The 22,560-nt window shown below is 51.7% G+C and carries 24 protein-coding genes; 12 read left to right on the forward strand and 12 right to left on the reverse strand.

Annotated elements, in window-relative coordinates:
• Positions 1-392 precede the first annotated feature (392 nt).
• Both GQ671_RS06430 and GQ671_RS06435 read right to left on the reverse strand, forming a co-directional pair.
• Entirely contained in the window at positions 393-1,538 is a 1,146-nt protein-coding gene (locus tag GQ671_RS06430) for a CapA family protein (protein WP_160654395.1), read from the reverse strand.
• Between the two features lie 114 nt (positions 1,539-1,652).
• Complete coding sequence (locus tag GQ671_RS06435; RefSeq protein ID WP_160655036.1) at positions 1,653-2,849, reverse strand: MFS transporter; 1,197 nt, start codon at positions 2,847-2,849, stop codon at positions 1,653-1,655.
• 159 nt (positions 2,850-3,008) lie between these two features.
• On the opposite strand from GQ671_RS06435, the gene GQ671_RS06440 reads away from it, so the two are divergent.
• The 7 genes from GQ671_RS06440 to GQ671_RS06470 all read left to right on the forward strand — a co-directional run bounded on the left by GQ671_RS06440 (position 3,009) and on the right by GQ671_RS06470 (position 11,422).
• Positions 3,009-4,496 carry a UDP-N-acetylmuramoyl-L-alanyl-D-glutamate--2,6-diaminopimelate ligase gene (locus tag GQ671_RS06440; protein WP_160654398.1) on the forward strand — a complete coding sequence of 496 codons (1,488 nt, stop codon included), beginning with the start codon at positions 3,009-3,011 and terminating at the stop codon, positions 4,494-4,496.
• Positions 4,483-4,722 (forward strand): YueH family protein, encoded by a 240-nt coding sequence (locus GQ671_RS06445; RefSeq protein WP_160654404.1) that lies wholly within the window; start codon positions 4,483-4,485, stop codon positions 4,720-4,722. Before GQ671_RS06440 ends, GQ671_RS06445 begins: the two co-directional genes overlap by 14 nt.
• Positions 4,723-4,732: 10 nt before the next feature.
• Entirely contained in the window at positions 4,733-6,289 is a 1,557-nt protein-coding gene (locus GQ671_RS06450; RefSeq protein WP_160654407.1) for a peptide chain release factor 3, read from the forward strand.
• Positions 6,290-6,543: 254 nt separating this feature from the next.
• On the forward strand, positions 6,544-7,347 hold the full coding sequence (locus GQ671_RS06455; RefSeq protein WP_160654412.1) for a TerC family protein: 804 nt from the start codon (positions 6,544-6,546) through the stop codon (positions 7,345-7,347).
• A gap of 43 nt (positions 7,348-7,390) precedes the next feature.
• Positions 7,391-8,953: a S1C family serine protease gene (locus tag GQ671_RS06460; protein ID WP_160654415.1), complete on the forward strand. Its 1,563-nt coding sequence runs from the start codon at positions 7,391-7,393 to the stop codon at positions 8,951-8,953.
• 216 nt (positions 8,954-9,169) lie between these two features.
• Complete coding sequence (locus GQ671_RS06465) at positions 9,170-10,531, forward strand: TrkH family potassium uptake protein (protein WP_160654418.1); 1,362 nt, start codon at positions 9,170-9,172, stop codon at positions 10,529-10,531.
• 36 nt (positions 10,532-10,567) lie between these two features.
• Complete coding sequence (locus tag GQ671_RS06470; protein WP_160654421.1) at positions 10,568-11,422, forward strand: bifunctional UDP-sugar hydrolase/5'-nucleotidase; 855 nt, start codon at positions 10,568-10,570, stop codon at positions 11,420-11,422.
• A 647-nt stretch (positions 11,423-12,069) separates the two neighbouring features.
• Here the strand turns inward: GQ671_RS06470 and GQ671_RS06475 are convergent.
• The 4 genes from GQ671_RS06475 to GQ671_RS06490 form a co-directional block, all read right to left on the reverse strand.
• The gene (locus tag GQ671_RS06475; RefSeq protein WP_160655039.1) at positions 12,070-12,246 is read right to left on the reverse strand and encodes a YkvS family protein; all 177 of its coding nucleotides are present in this window, start codon (positions 12,244-12,246) and stop codon (positions 12,070-12,072) included.
• 197 nt (positions 12,247-12,443) lie between these two features.
• Positions 12,444-12,794, reverse strand: coding sequence for a spore coat protein (locus tag GQ671_RS06480; protein ID WP_160654424.1), 351 nt, complete (start codon positions 12,792-12,794; stop codon positions 12,444-12,446).
• Positions 12,795-12,813: 19 nt separating this feature from the next.
• Positions 12,814-13,020 carry a hypothetical protein gene (locus GQ671_RS06485; RefSeq protein WP_160654427.1) on the reverse strand — a complete coding sequence of 69 codons (207 nt, stop codon included), beginning with the start codon at positions 13,018-13,020 and terminating at the stop codon, positions 12,814-12,816.
• A gap of 95 nt (positions 13,021-13,115) precedes the next feature.
• The gene (locus GQ671_RS06490) at positions 13,116-13,595 is read right to left on the reverse strand and encodes a sigma-70 family RNA polymerase sigma factor (RefSeq protein WP_160654429.1); all 480 of its coding nucleotides are present in this window, start codon (positions 13,593-13,595) and stop codon (positions 13,116-13,118) included.
• A gap of 208 nt (positions 13,596-13,803) precedes the next feature.
• Here GQ671_RS06490 and GQ671_RS06495 point away from each other — a divergent pair, with 208 nt between their 5' ends.
• From GQ671_RS06495 to GQ671_RS06510, 4 genes are all read left to right on the forward strand, one after another.
• Positions 13,804-14,310, forward strand: a complete 507-nt coding sequence (locus GQ671_RS06495) for a competence protein ComK (RefSeq protein ID WP_160654431.1) — start codon at positions 13,804-13,806, stop codon at positions 14,308-14,310.
• A 95-nt stretch (positions 14,311-14,405) separates the two neighbouring features.
• On the forward strand, positions 14,406-15,959 hold the full coding sequence (locus GQ671_RS06500; protein WP_160654434.1) for a hypothetical protein: 1,554 nt from the start codon (positions 14,406-14,408) through the stop codon (positions 15,957-15,959).
• Entirely contained in the window at positions 15,937-16,731 is a 795-nt protein-coding gene (locus tag GQ671_RS06505) for a hypothetical protein (protein ID WP_160654437.1), read from the forward strand. The genes GQ671_RS06500 and GQ671_RS06505 overlap by 23 nt, the downstream gene beginning before the upstream one ends.
• A gap of 220 nt (positions 16,732-16,951) precedes the next feature.
• Positions 16,952-17,368, forward strand: coding sequence for a MarR family winged helix-turn-helix transcriptional regulator (locus GQ671_RS06510; RefSeq protein WP_160654440.1), 417 nt, complete (start codon positions 16,952-16,954; stop codon positions 17,366-17,368).
• 44 nt (positions 17,369-17,412) lie between these two features.
• On the opposite strand, the gene GQ671_RS06515 is transcribed toward GQ671_RS06510, so the two are convergent.
• Both GQ671_RS06515 and GQ671_RS06520 read right to left on the reverse strand, forming a co-directional pair.
• Positions 17,413-17,712, reverse strand: a complete 300-nt coding sequence (locus GQ671_RS06515; protein ID WP_160654443.1) for a spore coat protein — start codon at positions 17,710-17,712, stop codon at positions 17,413-17,415.
• Between the two features lie 27 nt (positions 17,713-17,739).
• Positions 17,740-17,967 carry a hypothetical protein gene (locus GQ671_RS06520; RefSeq protein ID WP_160654446.1) on the reverse strand — a complete coding sequence of 76 codons (228 nt, stop codon included), beginning with the start codon at positions 17,965-17,967 and terminating at the stop codon, positions 17,740-17,742.
• A 158-nt stretch (positions 17,968-18,125) separates the two neighbouring features.
• Here GQ671_RS06520 and GQ671_RS06525 point away from each other — a divergent pair, with 158 nt between their 5' ends.
• Positions 18,126-18,878, forward strand: a complete 753-nt coding sequence (locus tag GQ671_RS06525; RefSeq protein WP_160654448.1) for a MerR family transcriptional regulator — start codon at positions 18,126-18,128, stop codon at positions 18,876-18,878.
• Between the two features lie 30 nt (positions 18,879-18,908).
• On the opposite strand, the gene GQ671_RS06530 is transcribed toward GQ671_RS06525, so the two are convergent.
• From GQ671_RS06530 to GQ671_RS06545, 4 genes are read right to left on the reverse strand one after another with little or no spacing between them, the layout of a single operon-like run.
• Positions 18,909-19,970: an acyl-CoA dehydrogenase family protein gene (locus tag GQ671_RS06530; protein WP_160654451.1), complete on the reverse strand. Its 1,062-nt coding sequence runs from the start codon at positions 19,968-19,970 to the stop codon at positions 18,909-18,911.
• Entirely contained in the window at positions 19,963-20,721 is a 759-nt protein-coding gene (locus GQ671_RS06535; RefSeq protein ID WP_160654454.1) for an ABC transporter ATP-binding protein, read from the reverse strand. The genes GQ671_RS06530 and GQ671_RS06535 overlap by 8 nt, the downstream gene beginning before the upstream one ends.
• Positions 20,711-21,493, reverse strand: a complete 783-nt coding sequence (locus tag GQ671_RS06540) for an ABC transporter permease (protein ID WP_170288656.1) — start codon at positions 21,491-21,493, stop codon at positions 20,711-20,713. The genes GQ671_RS06535 and GQ671_RS06540 overlap by 11 nt, the downstream gene beginning before the upstream one ends.
• 16 nt (positions 21,494-21,509) lie before the next feature.
• Positions 21,510-22,502 (reverse strand): ABC transporter substrate-binding protein, encoded by a 993-nt coding sequence (locus GQ671_RS06545; protein WP_160654457.1) that lies wholly within the window; start codon positions 22,500-22,502, stop codon positions 21,510-21,512.
• Positions 22,503-22,560 lie beyond the last annotated feature (58 nt).

The following is a 22,560-nucleotide window of genomic DNA, read 5'->3' on the forward strand; positions in this document are numbered from 1 at the left end:
GTAGTGTTCATTGATCGACTGGCTGTCCAACTCACCATCGCGCGCGTCGCCATGGCGAGTTGAGCCGTTAATTCACCATCGCACGCGTCGCCATGGCAAGTTGGGCTGTTAATTCACCATCGCACGCGTCGCCATGGCAAGTTGGGCTGTTAATTCACCATCGCGCGCGTCGCCTTGGCAAGTTGGGCCGTTAATTCACCATCGCGCGCATCGCCATGGCAAGTTGGGCTGTTAATTCACCATCGCGCGCGTCGCCATGGCGAGTTGGGCCCCCAATTCACCATCGCAGACGAAACCATGGCAAGTTAACCCCAACCCCAACCCCACATCAATCTCATACAAAACGCCCCGAAACCCAAGATTTCATCCCGGGTTTTGGGGCGTTCTTCGTGTTACTCCAGATATTGGACGACTTCCAGTTCGTCAGTGTAGGTGCGCATATGCTCACTGACATCAGAATAGATGTCGGCTGCATCCGCCATTCCATATGCCTCTGCATCGGCCAGTGGGACAAGTTCGAAATCCGTATATTCGTTGCTGTGGACATAGGTCGGCATGAAGCGGATACCATTGATCGCCGTTTCGCCACCGTTCACCTGATGTCTGACATCAAACTCGATGATGCCACCGAGTTTCGTCTGAAGGTCCTGCTGGGCACTGAAGAAGTTGGCGAGCGAGTAGGCGATGATGGTCTCCCCGCCGTCCTCCCGTTCATAGATGTCGACCGGCTGCAGCACATGCGGGTGGTGGCCCAGCACAATGTCCGCCCCGGCTTCCGCAATCTGTTCAAACTGAATGACGTGGTCCTCCCGTGGTAAAGGTGCATATTCGACACCCTGGTGCATGCTGACCACAAGGAGGTCGACCGCGTCTCGTAACGCCTCCATATCGGAGAGGATCGTCGGCATGTCGATGAAGTTCACCAGATACTCCTGACCCTGGGGCACAGGTATGCCATTCGTGCCATACGTATAGGCAAGGAAGCCGACCTCGATGCCATCCACCTCAATTACACGCTCGCGCGCAGCATCTTCGGCACTGGCATTGGCACCGACATATTCGATGCCTTTTTCATTCAGAATTTCTGTCGTCTTCTCCACGCCCAGAGTGCTCCGGTCCAGCGCATGATTATTGGCGAGCGAGACGATATCTGCATTCAGATACTCAAGAAGATCCGCAGTTTCAAGCGGTGCATTGAAGGCAGGGTAGCCGGAAAGGCGCAGTTCCTCCCCGCCAATCGGCGTCTCCTGATTCAGAAATACAAGATCCTGGTTCTTAAGATAAGGCGCCACTTCATCGACCCGCGAAATAAAATCATATCCCGACTCGGTCGCAACGTCTTCATACAGGTGATCATGGATCAGTACATCGCCGGTAGCCGCAAAAGTGAACGACTTTTCAAAGTATGTACTGACAACATGATCGATCTTCTCTCCTGATACCGGCCCGATATCCTTGGCATAAGCTTCATGGACTGCAGAATCGACCTCTCCCCCGAAAGGCCAGCTGAGCATCATAAACATAAGTATTCTTATCATTTAAACACCCCATTTACATGTATTATACTGGTTTCAGGTGAATAGAGGAATGATTTGCCGGTTTATCAGAGATCCGTGCTGATGGACCAGTTGTGAAACAGATCAGCTTACTGCCTATCCCTGGACAGACCGTCTTTCGAGCATGTAGAGTGCGGCATAGTAGACGAACAGGATGAGGAATATGATGCCGCTCGCCATGAGTGTTGCGGTGACGGTGCCGAAAAGGTCGGCAGTCAGGCCGCCGAGCATCGGCCCGATCATGGCGCCGACACCCTGGATGGAGCTGATGACGCCCCACGATTCCTCTTTTTTACTGCTGGCAATTGAACCGGCGAGGAATTTATTCCATGCCGGCAGCATGAGGCCATAGGACAGTCCGATGAGACTCGCGATGATGAAGATCAGCCATACGGTCTCAAGCGTGCTGAACCAGATGACGCCGACGGCATAGACCAGGAATCCGAGCACGATGATGGTGCGGGTGAACCCTTCCGTATGCACGTCGAGGGCGCGGCTCAGCACTGTCATGCTGAAGGCGACGATGCCGAACACAAGCAGGATGAAGAATGTATACTCGAAATAGTTCAGTTCGAGCAGTGTCGTGATGTAGGTCGGCAGCACCGGCAGCAGCATGCCGACGCCAAGTCCCTGGAGCATGATGCCGGGCATGTTCTTCATGTGCCGGCGCAGGATGACCCACGTTTCCTTGAGCGGCAGCCTGCGTTTGCGGCGGCCGGCGGCCTCGCCGTCTTTTGACTGGACCTTGTAGTCGCCGGGCATGACGAGGAAGACGATGAAGTTGACCAGGAACACGGCACCCATCGCATAGACTGAAGCGGCATCGAAGATGCCGATCAGGAAGTTCATGATGACCATGCCGGAACCGAGTCCCGAGAGCCATGAGAAGAATATCAGACCCATCTCTCGACCGCGGTTTTCATCCTTTACGTTGGACAATGCGATGATCCATATCGGACATACGCTGATGCCGAGCAGGCAGGCCGCGATGAGCAGCACATGGAAGCTCTGGTCGAACATGACCACGACCATGGCACCGATGCCGACGAGGTAGCTCAGGAACATCGTCCACCATGCCCCGATCTTGCGCATGATGAAGCCGAGCCAGATGTTGGTCACAGCATCGAATACATAGTGCATCGTAATGACGATGGATGACAGGCCGATCGATATGATGCCGATGGTCGGCAGGGCTGGAAGATAGCTCAATATGAACATGCCTCGCACAATCTCTGTCAGACAGAGGATGAAAGCGAGTTTCCAGAATCTTTTCTTATGATCATTTTTATCCATATTGTCACCTTTATGACGCATTGCCTTTCGCAAAGTGCGCTTTCCTCAAGTTATAGTTGTACGTTTTGATGATACAAATCAAGGGGTGCTCTGTCAATTCCTACTATTAAAGCGCCCCCTTATATTGTATAATATAAAAGTTGAAAGGTGGCATGGAACATGAATTCGAAGACTCTGATTTCCCTTTTGAAAATAAAGCAGACATACGGCAGTTTCCCGGAAACTGTTTCACATATTACAGTGGATTCGCGCGAAGTGGACAAGGCGTCCGTCTTCGTTGCAATCAAAGGCCACCAGCGGGATGGCTTCGATTTCATCCCCCAGGCAATCGAGTCGGGATGCCGCTTCATCGTGAGCGACCGCCATGCGGCACTGCCGGACACGATCGGCCTGCTGGTCGTAAAGGATCCGGGCAAAGTGGCCGCGCTGTTTGCGGAATATATATATGACTTCCCGCACGAAACCCAGACGATGATCGGTGTCACCGGTACGAACGGCAAGACGACCGTCGCAACGATGATACACAACTTGAGCCGGGCGCTCGGCAAGAACAGTGCCTACCTCGGCACGAACGGCTTCATGCTCAATGAAGACCGCTACGACAGTACAAATACGACGCCGGAAACGACACGCCTGCATAAACGCCTGTATGAGGCACATGAGCGTGAGACGGAAGTGTTCACGATGGAAGTATCCTCCCATGCACTGAAGATCGGCAGAACTTACGGCATCGATTATGATATCACCATATTCACGAATCTGACGCAGGATCATCTCGACTTCCACAATACGATGGATGAATACGGATATATGAAGGGCCTGCTGTTTTCCCAGATGGGGCAGAACCTGAAGGACCGCAAGTACCTCGTGCTGAACGACGATGATCCATGGTCCGGACGCTACCGGACGATGACGGCGCACGAAACCATCACCTACGGCATGACGGCTCGTGCTGATTTCTGGCCGTCCGATATCGAAGGGACGCTCGAAGGCTTCAATTTTACACTCAATACCCCGGAAGGTCCGTTCCGAATCCAGTCGCCATTCATCGGGCACTTCAATATACAGAACCTGATGTGCGCCATCATCAGCGAATGGCTGCAGGGCTACAGGCTGCCGCGCATCGTTGATGCCATCGCTACGATGGCACCGGTGGAGGGCCGTCTTGAAGTGCTTGATAAGACATTGCCAGTCGATATCATCATCGATTTCGCACATACACCGGATGCTCTCGATAAGATCATTGATACGATCGAACCATTCGTCACAGGGCGGCTGATCTTCCTGGTCGGCATGACCGGCGAGCGCGACCTGTCGAAAGCGGCCGAGATGGGTCGCATATCGACCCGGGCCGATGTGGCGATATTCACACCGGACAACCCGGCGAACGATGATCCCAAGATGCTCGTCGAAGCACTCGCTGCAGGCGCTGCCCACGACAACTACCATTCATTCACCGACCGCACGGAAGGCATCGAGTATGCCATCGATATTGCCGAGCCCGGCGATACGATCGTCCTGGCGTGCAAGGGGCGTGAACCCTATCAGATCATGGAGAACTACATCAAAGTGCCCCATCGCGATGATCTGATTGCACTGGACCGTGCCTACCGCAAGTACCGGGAGGAAGAATATGCAACAGATTGAGACGCATATCGAAGGCCGGGCAGTCGAGGCCTTCATTTTCACACATGATGCCCGCGATACGCATATCATCAGCATACCGGATGTCAATTTCAGCATCGAATACAGCCGGTCGCTCCCGGCAGACGAACAGATTGATGCGATCGTCATCCACCTGTTCAATGTGATGGATGAATCATCGTGCGAAATCGTTGCCCGTGACATTACAAAAGCAATCCCTACAAAGTAAGGAGAAAATTATGGATTTGACTCATGAAATAGAAAAAAGAAAGACGTTCGCCATCATCTCGCACCCGGATGCCGGAAAGACGACGCTGACTGAAAAGCTGCTGCTGTTCGGTGGTGCCATCCGCCAGGCTGGGACGGTCAAAGGCAAGAAGAGCGGCAAGTTCGCGACATCCGACTGGATGAAAGTGGAACAGGAGCGTGGCATCAGTGTGACGAGTTCCGTCATGCAGTTCGATTTTGACGGCTACAAGATCAACATTCTCGATACACCGGGACACGAGGACTTCTCGGAGGATACGTACCGGACGCTGCTCGCCGTCGACTCGGCCGTCATGGTCATCGATGCCGCGAAAGGTATCGAGCCGCAGACACTGAAGCTCTTCAAAGTCTGTCGGATGCGCGGCATTCCGATCTTTACGTTCATCAACAAGCTCGACCGCATGGGCAAGGAGCCGTTCGAGCTGCTCGAAGAGATCGAGTCGACACTTGAAATCGAAACGTACCCGATGACTTGGCCGATCGGCATGGGCCAGAGCTTCTTCGGCATCATCAACCGCAAGGATCGCACCATCAACCCGTACCGTGAGGAAGAAAAACTGACACTGGACGACGACTATGAGCTGAAGGAAGATCATGCCATCCAGGCAGACGAGGCATTCCAGACAGCCGTCGAGGAGTTCATGCTGGTGGAAGAGGCGGGAGATGCCTTCGACCTTGAGAAGATCTCAAAAGGCGATCTGACACCGGTCTTCTTCGGTTCTGCACTGTCCACCTTCGGTATCGAGGAATTCCTTGATACGTATGTCGACTATGCGCCGATGCCGACATCGAGGTCTACGAAGGCAGAGACGGAAGTCGAACCGACGAATGAAGACTTCAGCGGTTTCATTTTCAAGATCCAGGCCAACATGGACCCGCGTCACCGCGACCGCCTGGCATTCCTGCGCGTCGTTTCAGGCAAGTTCACGCGCGGCATGGATGTCACGCTCGCCCGTACCGGCCGTAAAAGCAAATTGAACCGCGCGACGATGTTCATGGCTGATGACACCGAGACGGTCAACGAAGCCTACGCCGGCGACATCATCGGCCTGTACGATACCGGCAACTTCCAGATCGGTGACACGCTCTATCACGGCAGCAAGGTGGAATTCGAGGAGCTGCCAACATTCACACCGGAACTCTTCATGAAAGTGTCCGCGAAAAACGTGCTCAAGCAGAAGCACTTCTACAAGGGCATCGAGCAGCTCGTCCAGGAAGGCGCCATCCAGTACTACAAGACGCTGCACACGAACCAGCCGATACTCGGCGCGGTCGGCCAGCTGCAGTTCGAGGTTTTCGAACACCGCATGAAGAACGAGTACAATACAGACGTCATCATGGAGCCTGTCGGCAAGAAGATTGCACGCTGGATAGAAAATGAAGAAGCCATTACGGATGCCATGAACAGTGCCCGTGCCAATCTGGTACTGGACCGCCATGACAACCAGGTCTTCCTGTTCGAGAACGAGTTTGCCATGCGATGGTTCAGTGAAAAATATCCTGAAATAAAACTCTATAACCTGCTCTAGCATTATTACTTTACTTCCGGCAGCAAATCATCTATATTTAGATAAGTAATAAAATTGAACATGCGCCTTTTCATCGGAAAAGGGGAGTAACGAATGGGGCGACCCATCAATGTATCGTCATGACGGATAATTTCCCGGTACATTGAGCAATACGCTGTATTGTATCGTGAGACCTTGACCGGAATGCCTGCCACCAGTGCAGACGTTCCCGGATCAAGGTCTTTTTTTGTTCATAGAAAAAGGAGGAATAGGAAATGGATTTTGCAATTCTACTGGAATATGCATGGGTGCTTGTCGTTCTGGTCGTCCTGGAAGGCCTGCTCGCAGCAGATAACGCCGTCGTACTGGCCGTCATGGTCAAGCATCTGGATAAGGACCGTCGTAAAAAAGCGCTCTTCTACGGGCTGCTTGGTGCATTCGTTTTCCGGATGATCGCCATATTGCTGCTGGTCTGGCTCGTACAGTGGTGGTGGATGCAGGCAGCAGGTGCACTATACCTGTTCTATGTTTCAATCTCACACCTGATCAAGCTGAAGCAGGGTGAGAAGGAGCCGGAGGAACCGACAGCCGGTACGGAAGGTATCGTGCTCGACGAAACGAAGAAGAAGGGCGGGGGCTTCTGGTTCACGGTCTTCAAAGTCGAACTGGCTGATATCGCATTCGCCATCGACTCCATTCTGGCAGCAGCAGCCATTGCGCTCGCTCTTCCTGAAGTCGGCGGAGACTTCTTCGGTATCAATGCCGGCCAGTATACGGTCATGCTCATTGGCGGCCTCGTCGGTGTCATCATCATGCGTTTCTTCGCCACATGGTTTGTCGAGCTGCTCAACAGAAAGCCGGGTCTCGAAGTGGCAGCGTTCATCATCGTCGGCTGGGTCGGTGTCAAGCTTGCGGTGCTTACACTGGCGCACGATGCCATCCATATCATTCCGCATGATTTCCCGCACTCTGTCACATGGAAACTCATCTTCTGGGCAGTCATGGTCATCATCATTACGGCCGGCTGGTTCCTGAGCAATGACAATGATAACGGTAAAAAAGTGGAAAGCATCCACTAAAGCCTCTATAATGAGGGATACAAACTTTTAGGAGGGGTCGCCTTTGGAAAGGTCACAGAAACACATCATTCCAAAAGATCAGTATCGTCGGAATAGACGTGTATTTTCAGACGATGGTTCAAAGCATGCAGATGGACCGGATCAGACACCACAGGACACTACAGACGCCGTTTCGCCAGAAAGACACGATGACACAGTCCAGGATCCATCAATGGATGACGTGGACAGAGCCCAGGCAGCAGAAAGTGGCAATGACAGGTCCAGAACGGACGGGTCGCGTGACTATGGGCCGGGCGAAGCGGGATATGCGGACAATAGTGCACCCGCAAGCATGGGCGGCGCGACACGGAACACATCCGGTCGTGGTCCGACAGATGGCAATGGCGGCCGCGGAGGCCGCAAAAAAGGCGGCTGTCTCAGCAGCCTGCTCCTGCCATTTCTGGCCGGACTGATCGGTGCGTTGGCCATGCTCCTCCTGTTCAATCTTTTTGATGACAATGACAGCGGTGGCAGCGGCGCCCAGGATCCGGATGACGGCATCTCTGAGGAGAACCGCCAGGAAATAGAAGACATCAAAGGACAGCTTCAGGAGCAGAGCGGTGACGAGAACAAGCAGATTTCGGATACGACTGCCGCCATACAGAAGGCGAAGCAGTCGGTCGTGTCGGTCATCAATCTGCAGAAAGCAGGTCAGATCGTCCCGGGCTATCAGGAAATGCCTGATAGTGAACCCGAGGAAGCGGGTACCGGTTCCGGTGTCATCTATAAGCTGACCGAAGAAGACGCCTTTATCGTCACGAACAACCATGTGGTCGAAGGTGCAGAGGAACTGCAGGTCAACCTTGAAAATGGAGATCAGATTGATGCAGAACTGATCGGTACCGATGTCTGGACCGACCTGTCTGTCCTCCGTGTCGACCGCGGCAACATTGAAAACGCAATCGATTTCGGCAGCAGCGACCAGCTGCTTGTCGGCGAAACAGCAATCGCCATCGGTTCACCACTCGGCCAGGCCTTCTCAGGTTCTGTATCGAGAGGCATCATCTCCGGTCTTGACCGCAGTGTACCGGTCGACATTGATGGCGATGGCAACTATGACTGGGAAGCGAGCGTACTCCAGACCGATGCAGCCATCAACCCCGGAAACTCCGGCGGTGCACTTGTAGACCAGGCCGGCAACCTGATCGGCATCAACTCCATGAAGATCAGCATGCCGACAGTCGAAGGCATCGGCTTTGCCATTCCGGTGGATGAAGTCGAGCAGATCGTCAGCCAGCTGGAAGAGAACGGCGAAGTGCAGCGCCCTTATCTCGGTGTCATGCTTCAGGATCTCTATACTGTGCCTGCCGAGGTGCTGGTCAACCAGATGAACCTGCCGGACGATGTCAATTCCGGTGTCATCGTCAGTAATGTCGAAGACGGCACACCCGCCGCTGAAGCAGGGCTCGATTCGCTTGATGTCATTGTTTCCCTGGACGGCGAGCCGGTGCAGAACATGCTCGAGCTGAGAAAGTACCTCTACTATGAAAAAGCACAGGGTGAAACGCTTGAAATAGAGTACTATCGCAATGGTGAACTCCAGACGGCCACAGCAACGCTCGAATAGATTGAAAGTATCGGAACAGAAATGTCCCTTCAAAATGGACACTCGAAAGAGTGGAAGCTTTGAAGGGGCATTTTCATATGCTTGGAAAGTGCACAGAGAGGGTAGTAGAGAACTGATTCGAATCTTACCTTGACATGCATGTTCACGGTACGTAATAATGAGGTGTATTTTTGAAAGCACCGAAAGAATCGGTTGCATCGGAAAGAAGGGGAAGCAATGTTTAAGTGGCTGGAGAGGTTCCTCGATTCCCTCACTCCACAGCGGGGCATATTATTATACTATCTTATTGCATTATTCATAGCGAGCGCCGTTCTGAGTCTTCCCATCCTATATCGCGGTGAAAAGGGGACGGCACTGATCGATACGATCTTTGTCGCTGCATCGGCACTGTCGGTGACTGGCCTGACATCCATCAATATATCCGAAACGTTCAATACCGCAGGGTATGCCATCATCATGCTGATCATGAATCTTGGCGGCATCGGCATCATGGCGATGGGGACGATGGTATGGGTGCTGTTCGGCCGCCGCATCGGTCTCAAGGAGCGCATGCAGATAGCGGTCGACAACAACCAGTACAAGTTTGCGGGCGCGGTCAAACTGGTGCTCGACATCATCAAGACACTTCTCGCCATTGAAATCGTCGGTGCGCTCATCTACTTCGCCTACTTCATGTTGGATTCCAATGACCTGTACTATTCTTTCATGCACGGCATATTCCTGTCCGTATCCGCTACAACCAATGGGGGCATGGACTTGTTCGGCAACTCACTGCTTGGTTTTGAAGAGGCCTACATACTGCAGGTGCCGGTCATGATCCAGATCATGCTCGGTGCCATCGGATATCCGGTGCTGATCGAAGTGCAGCGATTCCTGAGTAAAAAGAAGGAGCATAGGAAATTCCGCTTTACGCTTTTTGCCAAGCTGACGACGCTGACATATGCACTGCTTTTCTTCATCGGTGCATTCTTCATTTTCGTCATGGAATCAAGACACTATTTCCTGAGCGATTCATGGTATAAGACGATGATGAACAGCCTGTTCGCTTCAGCAACCACGCGGAGCGGGGGACTGACAACCGTCGATCCGAGCCAGTTCAGCGATGCCACCCAGCTGCTGATGAGTGCATTCATGTTCATCGGAGCTTCTCCGAGTTCCGCGGGTGGCGGTATCAGGACTACGACGTTTGCACTGCTGATATTGTTCCTCATCGCATTCAGCCGGGGCCGGACGGACATCCGGATCTTCGGGCGCGAGATTGCCAAGGAGGACCTGCACCGTGCATTCGCTGTCATTACACTTGCTGCACTGCTCGTTTTTTCCGGCATCATCTCGGTCGTGCTGTTCGAAAACAGCCGCTTCGACCTCATTGATGTCATCTTTGAAATCACCAGCGCGTTCGGAACGTGCGGCATGTCGACCGGCATCACCGATGACCTGTCCTCCCCGAGCAAGGTCGTCGTCATGATCTTCATGTTCATCGGCCGGATCGGCTTCATCTCATTCCTGTTCTCGATGGCTGGACGCCAGAAGGAACTGCCGTACCACTTCCCGAAAGAACGCATCCTGATCGGCTAGACTTCATTTTAGAGTATGAAAGGAGCCAGTGAGACTATGCAAGAGTTCTTCAGCGTCAGCCTCATCCTGACCCAGCATATCAACCGCAGGCTGGGCAGACAATCCGGCGTCACACTGTCCAAAGTATCGAGATACAAGCGGGAGGTCGCCCTGGAGGAGAACCATCACATCCTCCTGTGCGATCTCGGCGGGACACTCGGCATCGACCAGGAGTATATTGCGCCACGCAATCCGTCGATTACGAGCATGAACTATATGGGCTACAACTTCGGCGTCTTCAATCATCAGGATATGTCGAACATCTCACATCTGCGGCGCACGATGAGCTTCTCGAAGTTCCCGTGGATGAACTGCAACATCACCCATCCGATGACCAAGGAGCCATTCTTCGGCGAACCCTACGAAATCTACAGCATCAATGGCATGAAGCTCGCCATCCTGGGAGGATATGGCGGATCTTTCCGTCCTGAAGCTGAAAATGAAAACCCGACGATCCATGTGTCTTCACTCGGCAGCTCGGCAAAACGCTGGCTCCGCTATATATACGACACCGAAGATCCGGATTACGTCATTGTCTGCATCTCGGACGCCGATGACGAAATCAGCGATATCGTCCAGGATATGGAAGGCGTCGGCCTGCTCATCACCGGCAGCTGTGAAGATGAGAATATCGAAGAGAATACGTACGAGACGTTTTCAATCGAAGACGGCCAGAATATTCCAAGGTACCATCATCATCACACCGGTAAGGTCATGCATGTCGAGCTCAGCTTCAAGACACGCACCACCACCTATGAATTTCTGAGCCATTCCGTGGCACGGATCGACCGTGAGATCTCCCAGCTCAGCGATGACCAGCGCATGCTCGACCTCGTGCACTATCACTTATAGAATGCGAAGATGAAGCTCCCCCTGGTGGGGGAGCTTCTTTTTTTGTGGGATCGGGGGGTGAGGGTGCCAACTCGCCATCGTAGGTGTTGCCATGGCGAGTTAGAGAGCCAACTCGCCATCGTGTGTGCTGCCATGGCGAGTTAGAGGGCCAACTCGCCTTCGTAGGTGCTGCCATGGCGAGTTAAGAGGCCAACTCGCCTTCGTAGGTGCTGCCATGGCGAGTTAAGAGTCCAACTCGCCTTCGTAAGTGCTGCCATGGCGAGTTAAGAGTCCAACTCGCCATCGTAGGTGTTGCCATGGCGAGTTAGAGGGCCAACTCGCCATCGTAGGTGTTGCCGTGGCGAGTTAAGAGTCCAACTCGCCATCGTAAGGGTTGCCATGGTGAGTTAGAGGGCCAACTCGCCATCGTAGGTGTTGCCATGGCGAGTTAAGAGTCCAACTCGCCATCGTCCAATCCCACAAGCGAGACATCAAAATAAAACCTCATAAAACGAGCACAAAAAAGCCACCCTCGTACATACTGGAACAGATCCAGCATATCGGGGGTGGCTTCATCTCTATTTATAGCTGCTCCAGCAGAGCTCGGTGAAGCCGGATCGCCAGATGGCGAGGCTCTACATGATGTCTCTACTGAGAATTAGAGAAGTCTAACCTTCGATGATTTTATAACGTTTGTGGTTGACTACTGTTTTTTCAAACATCTCATGTTCATCGAAACTATCGTTGATTGTAATATCGACGATGACCGAGTTTTCATTCACCTTCTCGACTTTTCCTCTCATACCATCAAATTCCACGATATTTCCGACTTTCGCAGCTTCTATTTCTACTTCCTCCATGCGTCATACCTCCACATCAATGATGTAAGACATTATACTACTTTTTACGTTTTTTTCAATCAATACTGGGTCTGATTTGTAAAAATAAAAGTAACCGCTTACACTTTCGTCTTTCATTCATATGCTCAAAAAGCCGTCAATACAAGGACAAGGCGGGCGATATGAACCGGGGTCCCATGAACTCAGGTTTCGATCCGCCGCCTGTCCATTCTGAAGTTGTGGGATTTCGGCTGTTCGCTTTTAGCAAGAATCTTGCGTGTCTTCTTCAGCTTCTTCTTGTGCTTTTTCGCCTGCTTTTCGAGGTCGAATGGATGGTGCATGCCATTGGCGACCATGTAGTCTGTAATGCGTGCATGCTGGTTCAATGCCTGTGTCATCTGACGTTTCAGCATATCGCGTATTTCCGGATTGACTGTTTCCGTCAGCGCCACAGCGTAGGCGCGGACGGTGGCTTTGGATGAGACGAGCAGTTCTGTTGCGATCAGCTCGTCGGTCTTCAAACCAGAATTTTTCAAAATACTATCGAGTTCCATCACTCGGCCTCCCTCGGATCTATGGTAGAAATGTTTCAATTTCCTCTATGGCTTTTTCAGAGTTCTGTGTCTCTCGCCGCAGCAGTCTTTTCAGCTCCGGATCTTTCACAACCGCATCCATCATATGTGCTTTCAGCAAAGTGGACCGCCGTTGTGTTGTCACTTCGTGAAGTTCTAGTGTTTCATGAATACCAAGTTTGAAGTCATCATTCTCTTTTCCTGACATGAGCTGCCTCCCCAATTTCATATACGAAACTAGAATAACATGACTTTTCTGATCAGGCACCATCCTTGCTCATAGTCATAAAATTCAGATCAGCATCAGCTTTCATCAAACAGCTTGCGCAGTTTGCCACGTGCCGATTTCCGCCAATTCTTCACACTTGAGACGCTGTAGCCGGACAGTTCGGCAAGTTCCCGTACACTGTAGCCTTTCAGGGTATACGACAGCCACATAAGCTCATGGGCATCCAGATGGAGTGATGCACCTTCAAGCTCCAACATGCCAAGGGAGTCCGTGCGACCGCCGACACTCTCATACAGCAGTTCATCGACAGTCACACTGACTGCATTCGTATATCTTGAAACTTTGCGTATCTCGTCGATCATCCGCTGGTAGATGCGCGTGTATACAAACTGCGATTCCGTTGCGCCTTTTGCTGCGATGTCATCATAGGTGGATAGGGCGTTATATACCGCCATTCGGCCCACCTGCATATAGTCGTCCTGGTCGAACTGGATGTTCAGTTTCGCCATGATGCTGTAGATCATCGGTTCATAGCCAAGAATCTTCTCATTCATACTGTCGTCCTGTGACGTATCGATACATCGTTTATTTCCGGATGACTGTATCTTAAAATAAACCCCTGCCGCCGGCGAACGTACTCACCAGCAGAATGATGTATTAAATATGAATTAATTTAACATTTTATTTAATATTGTTAATATTATGTTATATAAAGTGAAGTTAGGGTATAATTGATGTTGCAAATAAACAAAGGGGTGAATCATGTATACTACATCACTGCTCAATCCCCGGGTGTGCTACATCGAACCACTGCAGCACCCGGAGTTCCTAGCTCAAGCGGTCTATCATGGCGAGACGCCCGTGCCGTCCAAAAAGCCGAGTGAAAAGCTGATCGATGAACTGCTCATCTACTGCCATGCGACCAACCTGAGCGCCAAGCGTGCTCATCTGAAGGCGGCGCACGGCATCCACCGTATGGGACCGATCGTCATCGATGAACGCATCCAGTTTGTGCTGTTTCCAATTACTGTAAGCCGAACCCGCAATCCATTCTGGGTCAATCTGCATCATTTTCTGCAGTTTCAGCCATCTGATGATGGCATCACCATGATCCACTTCAACCATGGTATGATGAAAGGGGTGGCCGCCGATTATCGCATGTGTGAAAAGCAGTACGAAAAAGCACTCAAAGTGCTGGACCGGTCGACGAAGATAAAAGAGCAGAGCACGCTCTACATGACCCGCAGTCCTCACATACCGAATATATGAGGTCATCTGCATAAAATTAATTTATTTTTCTGTATATTCTACTTCAAATTTTGCCTGAATTTTAGCATAATGAAATCAGGGATGGGGGCGGTGGCATGAAGATTCTGGCAGCCGGTGGCATATATATTGATCGGACATCGGAAACTGTCCCGTTCATCGGCGGACACGAAGTGGCAAAGCTTATCGGCAGCCATTCCCGCCACGCCGTCCATCTGCATACGAATTTCAGTACAGAAGCCGCGCGCGATACGAAAGCGCTGAAACAGTCCTTGCGTGAATATGGGGTCGACCCGAAGTTCGCCGTCCGCGTGTCTGCATCCTACGGCTTGATCGATGGTGACACGGTCGTACCGGGCAGCAACGTGTTCGAGACGGTAAGCCACGACCGTCTGAAGAAGATGACGGATATCGACCTGCTCGTTCTGACGACGGACATATCGGAACGCGATTTCAGAATGCTGCTCAGCCATGCGAGAAGGCATTCCATTCCGGCAATCGTCTTTACGTGCAGTGAGTATGCATCCTACGATACAACCGGTATCGACAACTACGTCCTGACGGATTCCGGTGTGCCGGACTATCATATGCATATTGGCGAAATCGCGCGCACTCTGGAAGCACAGGACATCATCGGATCTGCACCTGTCGAACGCACCCGCAGGGAATCCGTCAGGCCGCCATTTCATGCCGCCCTGCGTGTACTTGCCCAGCTGGTCGCCATAAGCGCACTGCTGGCACTGCTTGCCTTCGGTGTCCTGTACACGCTCGGGCTCGCCGGCAACGATGAGACGTACGATACATATATCGATCCGGATCAGGCAGTGGACCATGCCGACTGCAGCACCATCGCAGAGTGCCGCGCGCTTGGCGATGACCATCTCGAGGCGCTTCATGCATATATGGATATACAGGACGCACCGCATCTGTTTGTCGAGAACCGCACGCGGACTGCATACATCACATATACCATCCGGGACTATGCACTTACGGACCCTGAAGTCCACAGAGAGCTGCCCGTCGGTTCACAAGCGGAATACGAGGAGGTCTGGGACAGGATCGTCACCTTCTTCCCGAATGAATATATCGACAGCATCAACCGGTTCGAACTGTTTTCCGATGGTGAAGGGGGGACGCTTGCGTATGTCGATATTACGGAATCCGGAGTCACGTTCGGCATGGACATCCGCGACAATCAGGACCGGCCGAGTGAATACCGCACGCTGATCCATGAATTCGTCCATGTCTACTCGCTGCCGATCGAAGATTTCAGCCATGATGGGACAGAGCTTGAATATTTGAAAGAAGACACGCTGATGTCGGACTTCATCGACCGGTTCTGGAGCCGGTATGGCGAGGCGTGGATTGAAAATAAATTCAAGTCGGACCCGGAGCGCCAGGCATTCTACAACAACAATATCAATGATTTTTATGAACCGTACCAGGCGACCAACCCGAAGGAGGATTTTGCGATCACATTCGTGGAATTCGTCACCAGCAGGATGCCCGAGTCGGGCAATCAGCTCAAGGATGTAAAAGTAAGATCTCTATACGAAGACCCGGAACTCGTCAAATTGAGAGTGGATATATTATCAAACATCGTAGAGTATGAGAAGGAGAGGGCCGTGGATGAAGCTCAAGGTAAAAATTAAGGATACCGCATTGAAAATAGAAACCGTCCATATCGATGCAGAGCGCACAGTGAAGGATCTCATCGAACATCTTGTGGACGAGGGGCTTACAACATGGGATATGGCACAGAATTTGACCATAAAGGGGCATGAAGGTGTCGAGAAGAACAGTCTCAGACTGTCCACGCTATTTGGCGGCACCGACAAGGCCTATATGAGTAATATGCATATCAGTATTACATTGACGGCAAAACATGACACATCGACGCTCGCAAACCAGACGCTGCTCGACTATTCGAAAGTGGTCCAGGCTGTTGAAAAATATGATGAGGCATTGAATGCGCTCGCCGTAGTGCCGGGAACGGTATTCTTCGTCCAGCAGGATCAGGAGCAGTATCTGATGCGCCGGGAACTATCAGGCATCGAGGTCTTCCATTTCCGTACACAGTATCAGGAGGCCTTCCAGGAAGCGGATCGCAGCCCCATCGTATACATAGAACTGAAAACACGGGACGCGCTCAGTGACACCGAGCTCAAGTGGGTGCGGACAATCAGGTTCCCTTCGCGCAATCCATGCAATCCATTGATACACCTGAACCATCCGCCCATTTCACAGAACCATATCAATCTGATTGCCCTGCTGATCCATCGTCTAGTCGTCATCATGGGCAAGTTCCAGGTTTCCGGCACATATCTGGAAAGCAGTGATATGCATGTGCCGACATATGTGCAGATGGGGGAGCAGTGCTCCATCGGATATATCGAGCGTGCCCAGCTCGAAGACATCCGCTGAGACACAATTGACAAAAATTCCATCATAACTATGTTGTGCACAATATAATTATGTGTATAATGTACATAGTGAGAACATTTCAAATATCATACATAAAAGTGGACTATTGTGACAGTCGGGTGTCTTTTGAAAATTATGGTACGAATAATTATATGTATAACGTAATAATATGTATAATGCAATTCGACAGTAGCATGTCTAGAAAAGCAGGTCGAAAACTATGGAAAAATTAAACACACGAAACCTATGCAGATATATCTATCTGCTCAACGCAAAAATCGATCATATGGCCGAATTCCGTACAGAAAATGGTACTTTATCCAGAGAACAGCTCTACATCATCGAAATGGTGGCTGAAGAGCCGGGATTGACACAGAAAGTGCTGATCAATCGACTGAAGCGGGAACAGACATCCATTTCGCGTGCTGTACAGAAGCTCGTCGATCAGAACTATCTGATCAAACGGCAGAACCGGGATGATATGAGAGCGTCATACCTCGAAATTACACAGCAGGGCAGGGATGCTCTGGAAGAGCTTGAAGAAGAGATATGTGAAATGACTGATGACGTACTTGAAAAACTGGATTACGATGAAAAGAAAGCATTGACAGACATCCTCCAGAAGATACATCTATGACAGAAAGACCCGATGGAAATCATGATTTCCATCGGGTCTTTATTCTATTTATCTTTGACCAGCTTTTTCACGGTCTTCACTTTTTTCTTGTCATGCTTGAGCTGATCTTTGACATTGTGTGCATGGTACATGCCGTTGTCCATCATGTAATCCGCGATGCGTGCGTGCTGGTTGATCGCCTGTGTCAGCTGGCGCTTCAGTACAGTGCGGACTTCCGGCGTCGCAGTCTCGGTCAGCGCCACCGCATATGTACGTACAGCTGCTTTGGCGGTTACAAGCATTTCCGTCGCAATCAGTTCGTCTCTATTTTCTCCGGCTTTTTCAAGCTGTTCTTCGATTTCCATCCTGTCATCTCCTCTCTTTTTATGCCGCTATGGCAGCAGTTCCTGCAATTCCTTGATCGCTTTTTTCGACAGTTTCTTCTCCTTGCGGACGATTTCCCGCAATTTGCTGTCCTCTACGAGTGATTCCATCAGGTCTGATTTCATCAGTGATGCCTGCTTGACTGTCATGACCTCGTGCAGTTCGATGGTTTCATGAACCGCGAGATCCGGTTTTTCTACAGTTTCGGATTTCTTCTTGCTATCTTTTTTAGCCATGTCGATCCTCCTTTTTATTTACCTGAAGCAGGGGGTGTCTATCTAATAAAGAATTACCCCGAGGAGTTTGCTGTAAACAATTTTGAATGAAGAAGTGATAATGGTGTTGACATTGACGCAGCGTCATCGTTCATCATGGATACCGAGGAGGGGAATGAATGGAATATACAGTGAAGGACCTGGCCGCCCTTGCAGGTGTCAGTACACGCACACTCAGATACTACGACCAGATCGGTTTGCTCACGACGACACGATCCCAAAATGGCTACCGCATCTATCACAAGGAGGCGGTCGATCGTCTGCAGCTCATCCTGTTCTATCGGACACTTGGTGTGCGTCTTGAAGAGATAAAGCGAATCATCGATGATCCAGAGTTCGATGCACTAGTGGCACTCGAGAACCATCATACGGCACTTCTCGAAGAGCAGGATCGGCTCGCAGAGCGGATCAGTAATGTGGAGAAGACCATCCGGTCGAAAAAAGGAGGCACTCAGATGAGTGATCAGGAGAAATTCGAAGGTTTCAAAAAAGACAGGCTTGAAGAGAATGAAACCAGGTATGGTAAGGAAATACGTGAGCAATACGGAGAAGAGACCATCAGCCGGTCAAACGAAAAGTGGATGAATATGACCCGTCGGGACTACGGAGAGATGAAGGCGCTCGAGCAGAAGTTGGCTGATGTACTGAAGGAAGGGGCAACAAGCGTAGAGCCACCCGAATCGTTGTATGAGCAGGCAGCCGTGCTGCACAGGGAATGGCTGATGTACACATGGACGACGTATTCGAAGGATGCCCACAGGGGGCTTGCCGAAACGTATGTCGGTGACGAGCGTTTCAGGAAATACTATGACGATATTGCACCCGGCGCCGCACAGTTTCTGCGGGATGCGATTGTGGAATATATGCAATAAAGAGAGGTCTGCCTTAAGGCAGACCTCTCTTTATATAATGATATCACCTGTCGTATCTGTAAGCAGACCATGCTGGGAGGCGGTCATCAGATCGCGATAGATGCGGTTCAGCGGGTGGTCTGCCATGACAACATCCATGCCGAGATTTCGGTATAGGGTCTGGGCACCATCGACCGCATGATGGGCGACAATTTTGCTGAGGACGGGAATATCATCCGATTCCGGAGCGGCACCCTGCTGATGCTGTATCCAGGAGATTTCGACTGCATTATGGAAATTCTCTCTGGCATCAAGGAATGCTGCTTCATTTTCAGCGAGTACTTTCATCGCATGGACATACCGGTTCTTCGCCCATGAGGTCTTTTTCTCTTCAATATGATGCCTCGCGGCATCGAAGAAGTGTCTTGCAATACCGATGGTTGTCGCAGCGATATTCGCTGCGGCAAAAGGCTCGAAAGGATAATGGTAGACGGGGTTGTCGTAATGGAAGTGGGGATCCGCCACGTTGAAGCGGTAGTGTTCCGGGACAAGCGCGTCGGTGACATGAATGGTATGGCTACCAGTTGCACGAAGACCGAAGGCATTCCAGTCCCGTTCCACATGAACCTGGTCCGGCAGCATCGCAAACGCACGCAGCAGGCCGTCGCCCGAATCATCGGATTCAATCCGGCATGTGGCCGTGAATAGACTCGCGTGATCTGCGCCGCTTGCGTAGGGCCACGAGCCATTTATGATATAGCCGTCCGATGTCTTCTGTGCTACGCCGAGCGGACGGTCACTGCCGGCAATATAGAAGTCCCGTGCACTGAACAGTTCTCGGACAGCACGGGGATCCATGACCGTAGCGAAAAATCCGGCACCGGAGCCGATCTGAACAAGCCAGCCGAAACTGCCATCGATGTAGGCAGTGTCTTCAAAGCACTTTATGGCTTCCGGGAATGGTGTCATCCTGCCACCGACCGCATCCGGTACGAACAGCTTGAACAGCCGATGATCGTAGATCAGATCCAGAACTGCTGCATCGAGACTGCCGGTTGCTTCCATTTCACCAGCATGCTTACGGACGGTTTCGATCATCTGTTGATCAATCATTTTGGTTTCCCACTTTCAGCATCTGATAGATTTCCCGCTTGAGCTGATTGAATGTATTATCAAGCGTGATGTCGTGATGGCGGGGACGGGCAAAAGGCACTTCAATCTCTCTGACGATTCGGGCCGGCTTGTCGGAAAGAATGAGGATCCGGTCCGACATATAGAGTGCCTCTTCTATGCTGTGGGTGATGAAAAGTACGGACCGCCGGTCCATCTCCCAGATTTTGAGCAGCCAGTCCTGCATATCAAGGCGTGTCAGCTCATCCAGTGCACCGAAGGGCTCATCGAGCAGCATCAGTTCCTGTGGACTCAGGAGGGAGCGGATGAAGGCGACACGCTGGCGCATGCCACCGGACAGAACATCCGGGTAGGACGCGCCGTACCCGCCGAGTCCGGCACGCTCAAGCCATTCACGGGCGGCTGCCTTGTCCACCTTGCCGGTGATTTCCTGTACGAGCACGACATTGTCTTCAATCGTCCGCCATGGCAGCAGTGAGTCCTGCTGGGGGAGGTAGCTGATATGGCCGCGTTGTCCGTTGACACGCTCCCCTTCGATGAAGATGTCCCCCTGATCCGGCTTGAACAGACCGCCGATCAGATTGAAGATTGTACTCTTGCCGCTGCCCGATGGTCCAAGCAGCGTAACGAATTCACCTTCTGCGACACTCAATGACAGGTCATCCAGTACATGGACATTGTTCTGTCCGCCGAATGTATGGGTCAGTCCATCAATCTCCAGTTTATTCACCATCTTTATGCGCCTCCTTCTGATCCGTATCCCACGGAACGAGCCACTTCTCAAGCAGCAGAATAAAACCGAACAGAATGAGGCTGATGGCCATGATGACGAATATGGCAACAAACACCTGATCCGTACGGAAAGCGGAGGATGCCAGCGTCATGAAGACACCGAGACCTTCCTGGGCGCCGAGCCATTCTGCAATGACCGCACCCATCACACTGTAGGTGGCGGAGATCTTCAGCCCCGAAAAGAAGTAGGGCAGTGCACTCGGCCACTCGAGCTTGAAAAATATCTGCCGGCGCGAAGCACCGATCATCTGCATATAATTTTTAAGTGTCGGACTGGTCTGGCGGAAGCCGTCGATCAGCGACACGGCAACCGGAAAGAAGCAGACGAGCGTAATGATCAGGATTTTGGGCAGGTCGCCGAACCCGAACCATAGTACGAGCAGCGGTGCCAGTGCGATGATCGGTATATTCTGCGAGAGCACCATGAGCGGATAGACGCTTTGTCTCACTTGTGGTACGAGGTGCAGCGCTACCGCAAGCAGGATGCCGACGGAGACACCGATGGCGAATCCGCCAAGCGCAATCTGTATGGTCGATAGCGTATGGCCGAGCAGTCTCGGGTAGATTGCGATGCCTTCCTGGATGATCTGTACGGGGCTTGGCAGCATCCAGGCAGGCATATCAAAGAGGCTGACACAAATCTGCCAGATGACCAGTATCAGAAGTATCGCCATGATCGGTGGTCCGAGACGCCATGATGAGAGTCGTCGCATTTCCTATTCCTCCAATTTACTCAGCTCCGGGCAGAAATTCATTCGTAAACGCCGCTTCAACATCGAGTTCAGACTCGATCAGTTCATTTTCATACATCCAGTCGCTGTAGTTCTGCCAGACGTCCTGTGACTGGTGTCCCCAGTACTGTGCATCACTCTGATAGACGTCGACAAGCCACTCCTGGCTCGCTCTGACGAGTTCCGGATCAAGGTCCGGCTCGGCTTCAATCAGGTGTTCTGCGGCTGATTCAGGCTGTTCCATGGCAAACTGGTAGCCTTCCGCCGTCGCTGCAGTGAATGCCTCTACAGTTTCCGGATCACTGTCAATCAGATTCTGATTCGTGATCAGAACCGGTGTATAGAAGTTGAGTGCCTCCGAGTATTCGGTAAAGTCGATCGTATTGAGCGGAAAGTCACGCAGTTCCGCTTCGACGCCCGTCCATCCGTAGTAGATCCACGCAAAGTCGACATCACGCTGTACGGCTGTGAAAAAGTCCGTATCGCCGATGTTCAGTATATCCACTTCACTGATATCGGCATCGTCCGCCTGCATGAGGGAGGCGATCGTCTCTTCCTCGATCGGTGAGCCGTAGCCGCCGTATGTTTGGCCTTCAAGATCGGATGGTGTCTCAAGTCCATGTTCTTCAGGGGAGGCAAGGACGGAAGTGTTATCCTGGATGATCGCAGCCAGGGAGACGATGTCCACGCCCTGAAGACGGGCCTGGGTGACGTTCTCCTGGGCACTGATGCCGAAGTCGCCGTTGCCGGTCGCTACAGTCTGTTCTGCACCCGCTTCACCCGGCAGAACGATATTTACATCGAGTCCACGTTCCTCATAGAACCCTTCCGCCTGTGCGGCATAGATGCCCGTATGGTTTGTATTCGGCGTCCAGTCGAGGACGAACGTAATCTCCTGCAGTGCTTCCGTTTCTGTCGAGCTGCCACTGTCATCACTGCCGCAGGCCGATAGGAACAGGGCAAGAATGATGGGCAATAGAACTTTCTTCATATTGAAACTCCTCTCAAATTAGCGGTGCCCACATCCAGCAATATGAATATGGATATAA

It is taken from the genome of Salinicoccus hispanicus (genome assembly GCF_009831115.1).
Classification (GTDB): Bacteria; Bacillota; Bacilli; order Staphylococcales; family Salinicoccaceae; genus Salinicoccus; species Salinicoccus hispanicus.

Excerpts from the sequence above, each read along its gene's own strand:
- GQ671_RS06430 (WP_160654395.1), bottom strand. The coding sequence starts at position 1,538 with ATGATAAGAATACTTATGTTTATGATGCTCAGCTGGCCTTTCGGGGGA.
- GQ671_RS06435 (WP_160655036.1), bottom strand. The coding sequence starts at position 2,849 with ATGGATAAAAATGATCATAAGAAAAGATTCTGGAAACTCGCTTTCATC.
- GQ671_RS06440 (WP_160654398.1), top strand. The coding sequence starts at position 3,009 with ATGAATTCGAAGACTCTGATTTCCCTTTTGAAAATAAAGCAGACATAC.
- GQ671_RS06445 (WP_160654404.1), top strand. The coding sequence starts at position 4,483 with ATGCAACAGATTGAGACGCATATCGAAGGCCGGGCAGTCGAGGCCTTC.
- GQ671_RS06450 (WP_160654407.1), top strand. The coding sequence starts at position 4,733 with ATGGATTTGACTCATGAAATAGAAAAAAGAAAGACGTTCGCCATCATC.
- GQ671_RS06455 (WP_160654412.1), top strand. The coding sequence starts at position 6,544 with ATGGATTTTGCAATTCTACTGGAATATGCATGGGTGCTTGTCGTTCTG.
- GQ671_RS06465 (WP_160654418.1), top strand. The coding sequence starts at position 9,170 with ATGTTTAAGTGGCTGGAGAGGTTCCTCGATTCCCTCACTCCACAGCGG.
- GQ671_RS06470 (WP_160654421.1), top strand. The coding sequence starts at position 10,568 with ATGCAAGAGTTCTTCAGCGTCAGCCTCATCCTGACCCAGCATATCAAC.
- GQ671_RS06480 (WP_160654424.1), bottom strand. The coding sequence starts at position 12,794 with ATGGAACTCGATAGTATTTTGAAAAATTCTGGTTTGAAGACCGACGAG.
- GQ671_RS06485 (WP_160654427.1), bottom strand. The coding sequence starts at position 13,020 with ATGTCAGGAAAAGAGAATGATGACTTCAAACTTGGTATTCATGAAACA.
- GQ671_RS06490 (WP_160654429.1), bottom strand. The coding sequence starts at position 13,595 with ATGAATGAGAAGATTCTTGGCTATGAACCGATGATCTACAGCATCATG.
- GQ671_RS06495 (WP_160654431.1), top strand. The coding sequence starts at position 13,804 with ATGTATACTACATCACTGCTCAATCCCCGGGTGTGCTACATCGAACCA.
- GQ671_RS06500 (WP_160654434.1), top strand. The coding sequence starts at position 14,406 with ATGAAGATTCTGGCAGCCGGTGGCATATATATTGATCGGACATCGGAA.
- GQ671_RS06505 (WP_160654437.1), top strand. The coding sequence starts at position 15,937 with ATGAAGCTCAAGGTAAAAATTAAGGATACCGCATTGAAAATAGAAACC.
- GQ671_RS06510 (WP_160654440.1), top strand. The coding sequence starts at position 16,952 with ATGGAAAAATTAAACACACGAAACCTATGCAGATATATCTATCTGCTC.
- GQ671_RS06515 (WP_160654443.1), bottom strand. The coding sequence starts at position 17,712 with ATGGAAATCGAAGAACAGCTTGAAAAAGCCGGAGAAAATAGAGACGAA.
- GQ671_RS06520 (WP_160654446.1), bottom strand. The coding sequence starts at position 17,967 with ATGGCTAAAAAAGATAGCAAGAAGAAATCCGAAACTGTAGAAAAACCG.
- GQ671_RS06525 (WP_160654448.1), top strand. The coding sequence starts at position 18,126 with ATGGAATATACAGTGAAGGACCTGGCCGCCCTTGCAGGTGTCAGTACA.
- GQ671_RS06530 (WP_160654451.1), bottom strand. The coding sequence starts at position 19,970 with ATGATTGATCAACAGATGATCGAAACCGTCCGTAAGCATGCTGGTGAA.
- GQ671_RS06535 (WP_160654454.1), bottom strand. The coding sequence starts at position 20,721 with ATGGTGAATAAACTGGAGATTGATGGACTGACCCATACATTCGGCGGA.
- GQ671_RS06540 (WP_170288656.1), bottom strand. The coding sequence starts at position 21,493 with ATGCGACGACTCTCATCATGGCGTCTCGGACCACCGATCATGGCGATA.
- GQ671_RS06545 (WP_160654457.1), bottom strand. The coding sequence starts at position 22,502 with ATGAAGAAAGTTCTATTGCCCATCATTCTTGCCCTGTTCCTATCGGCC.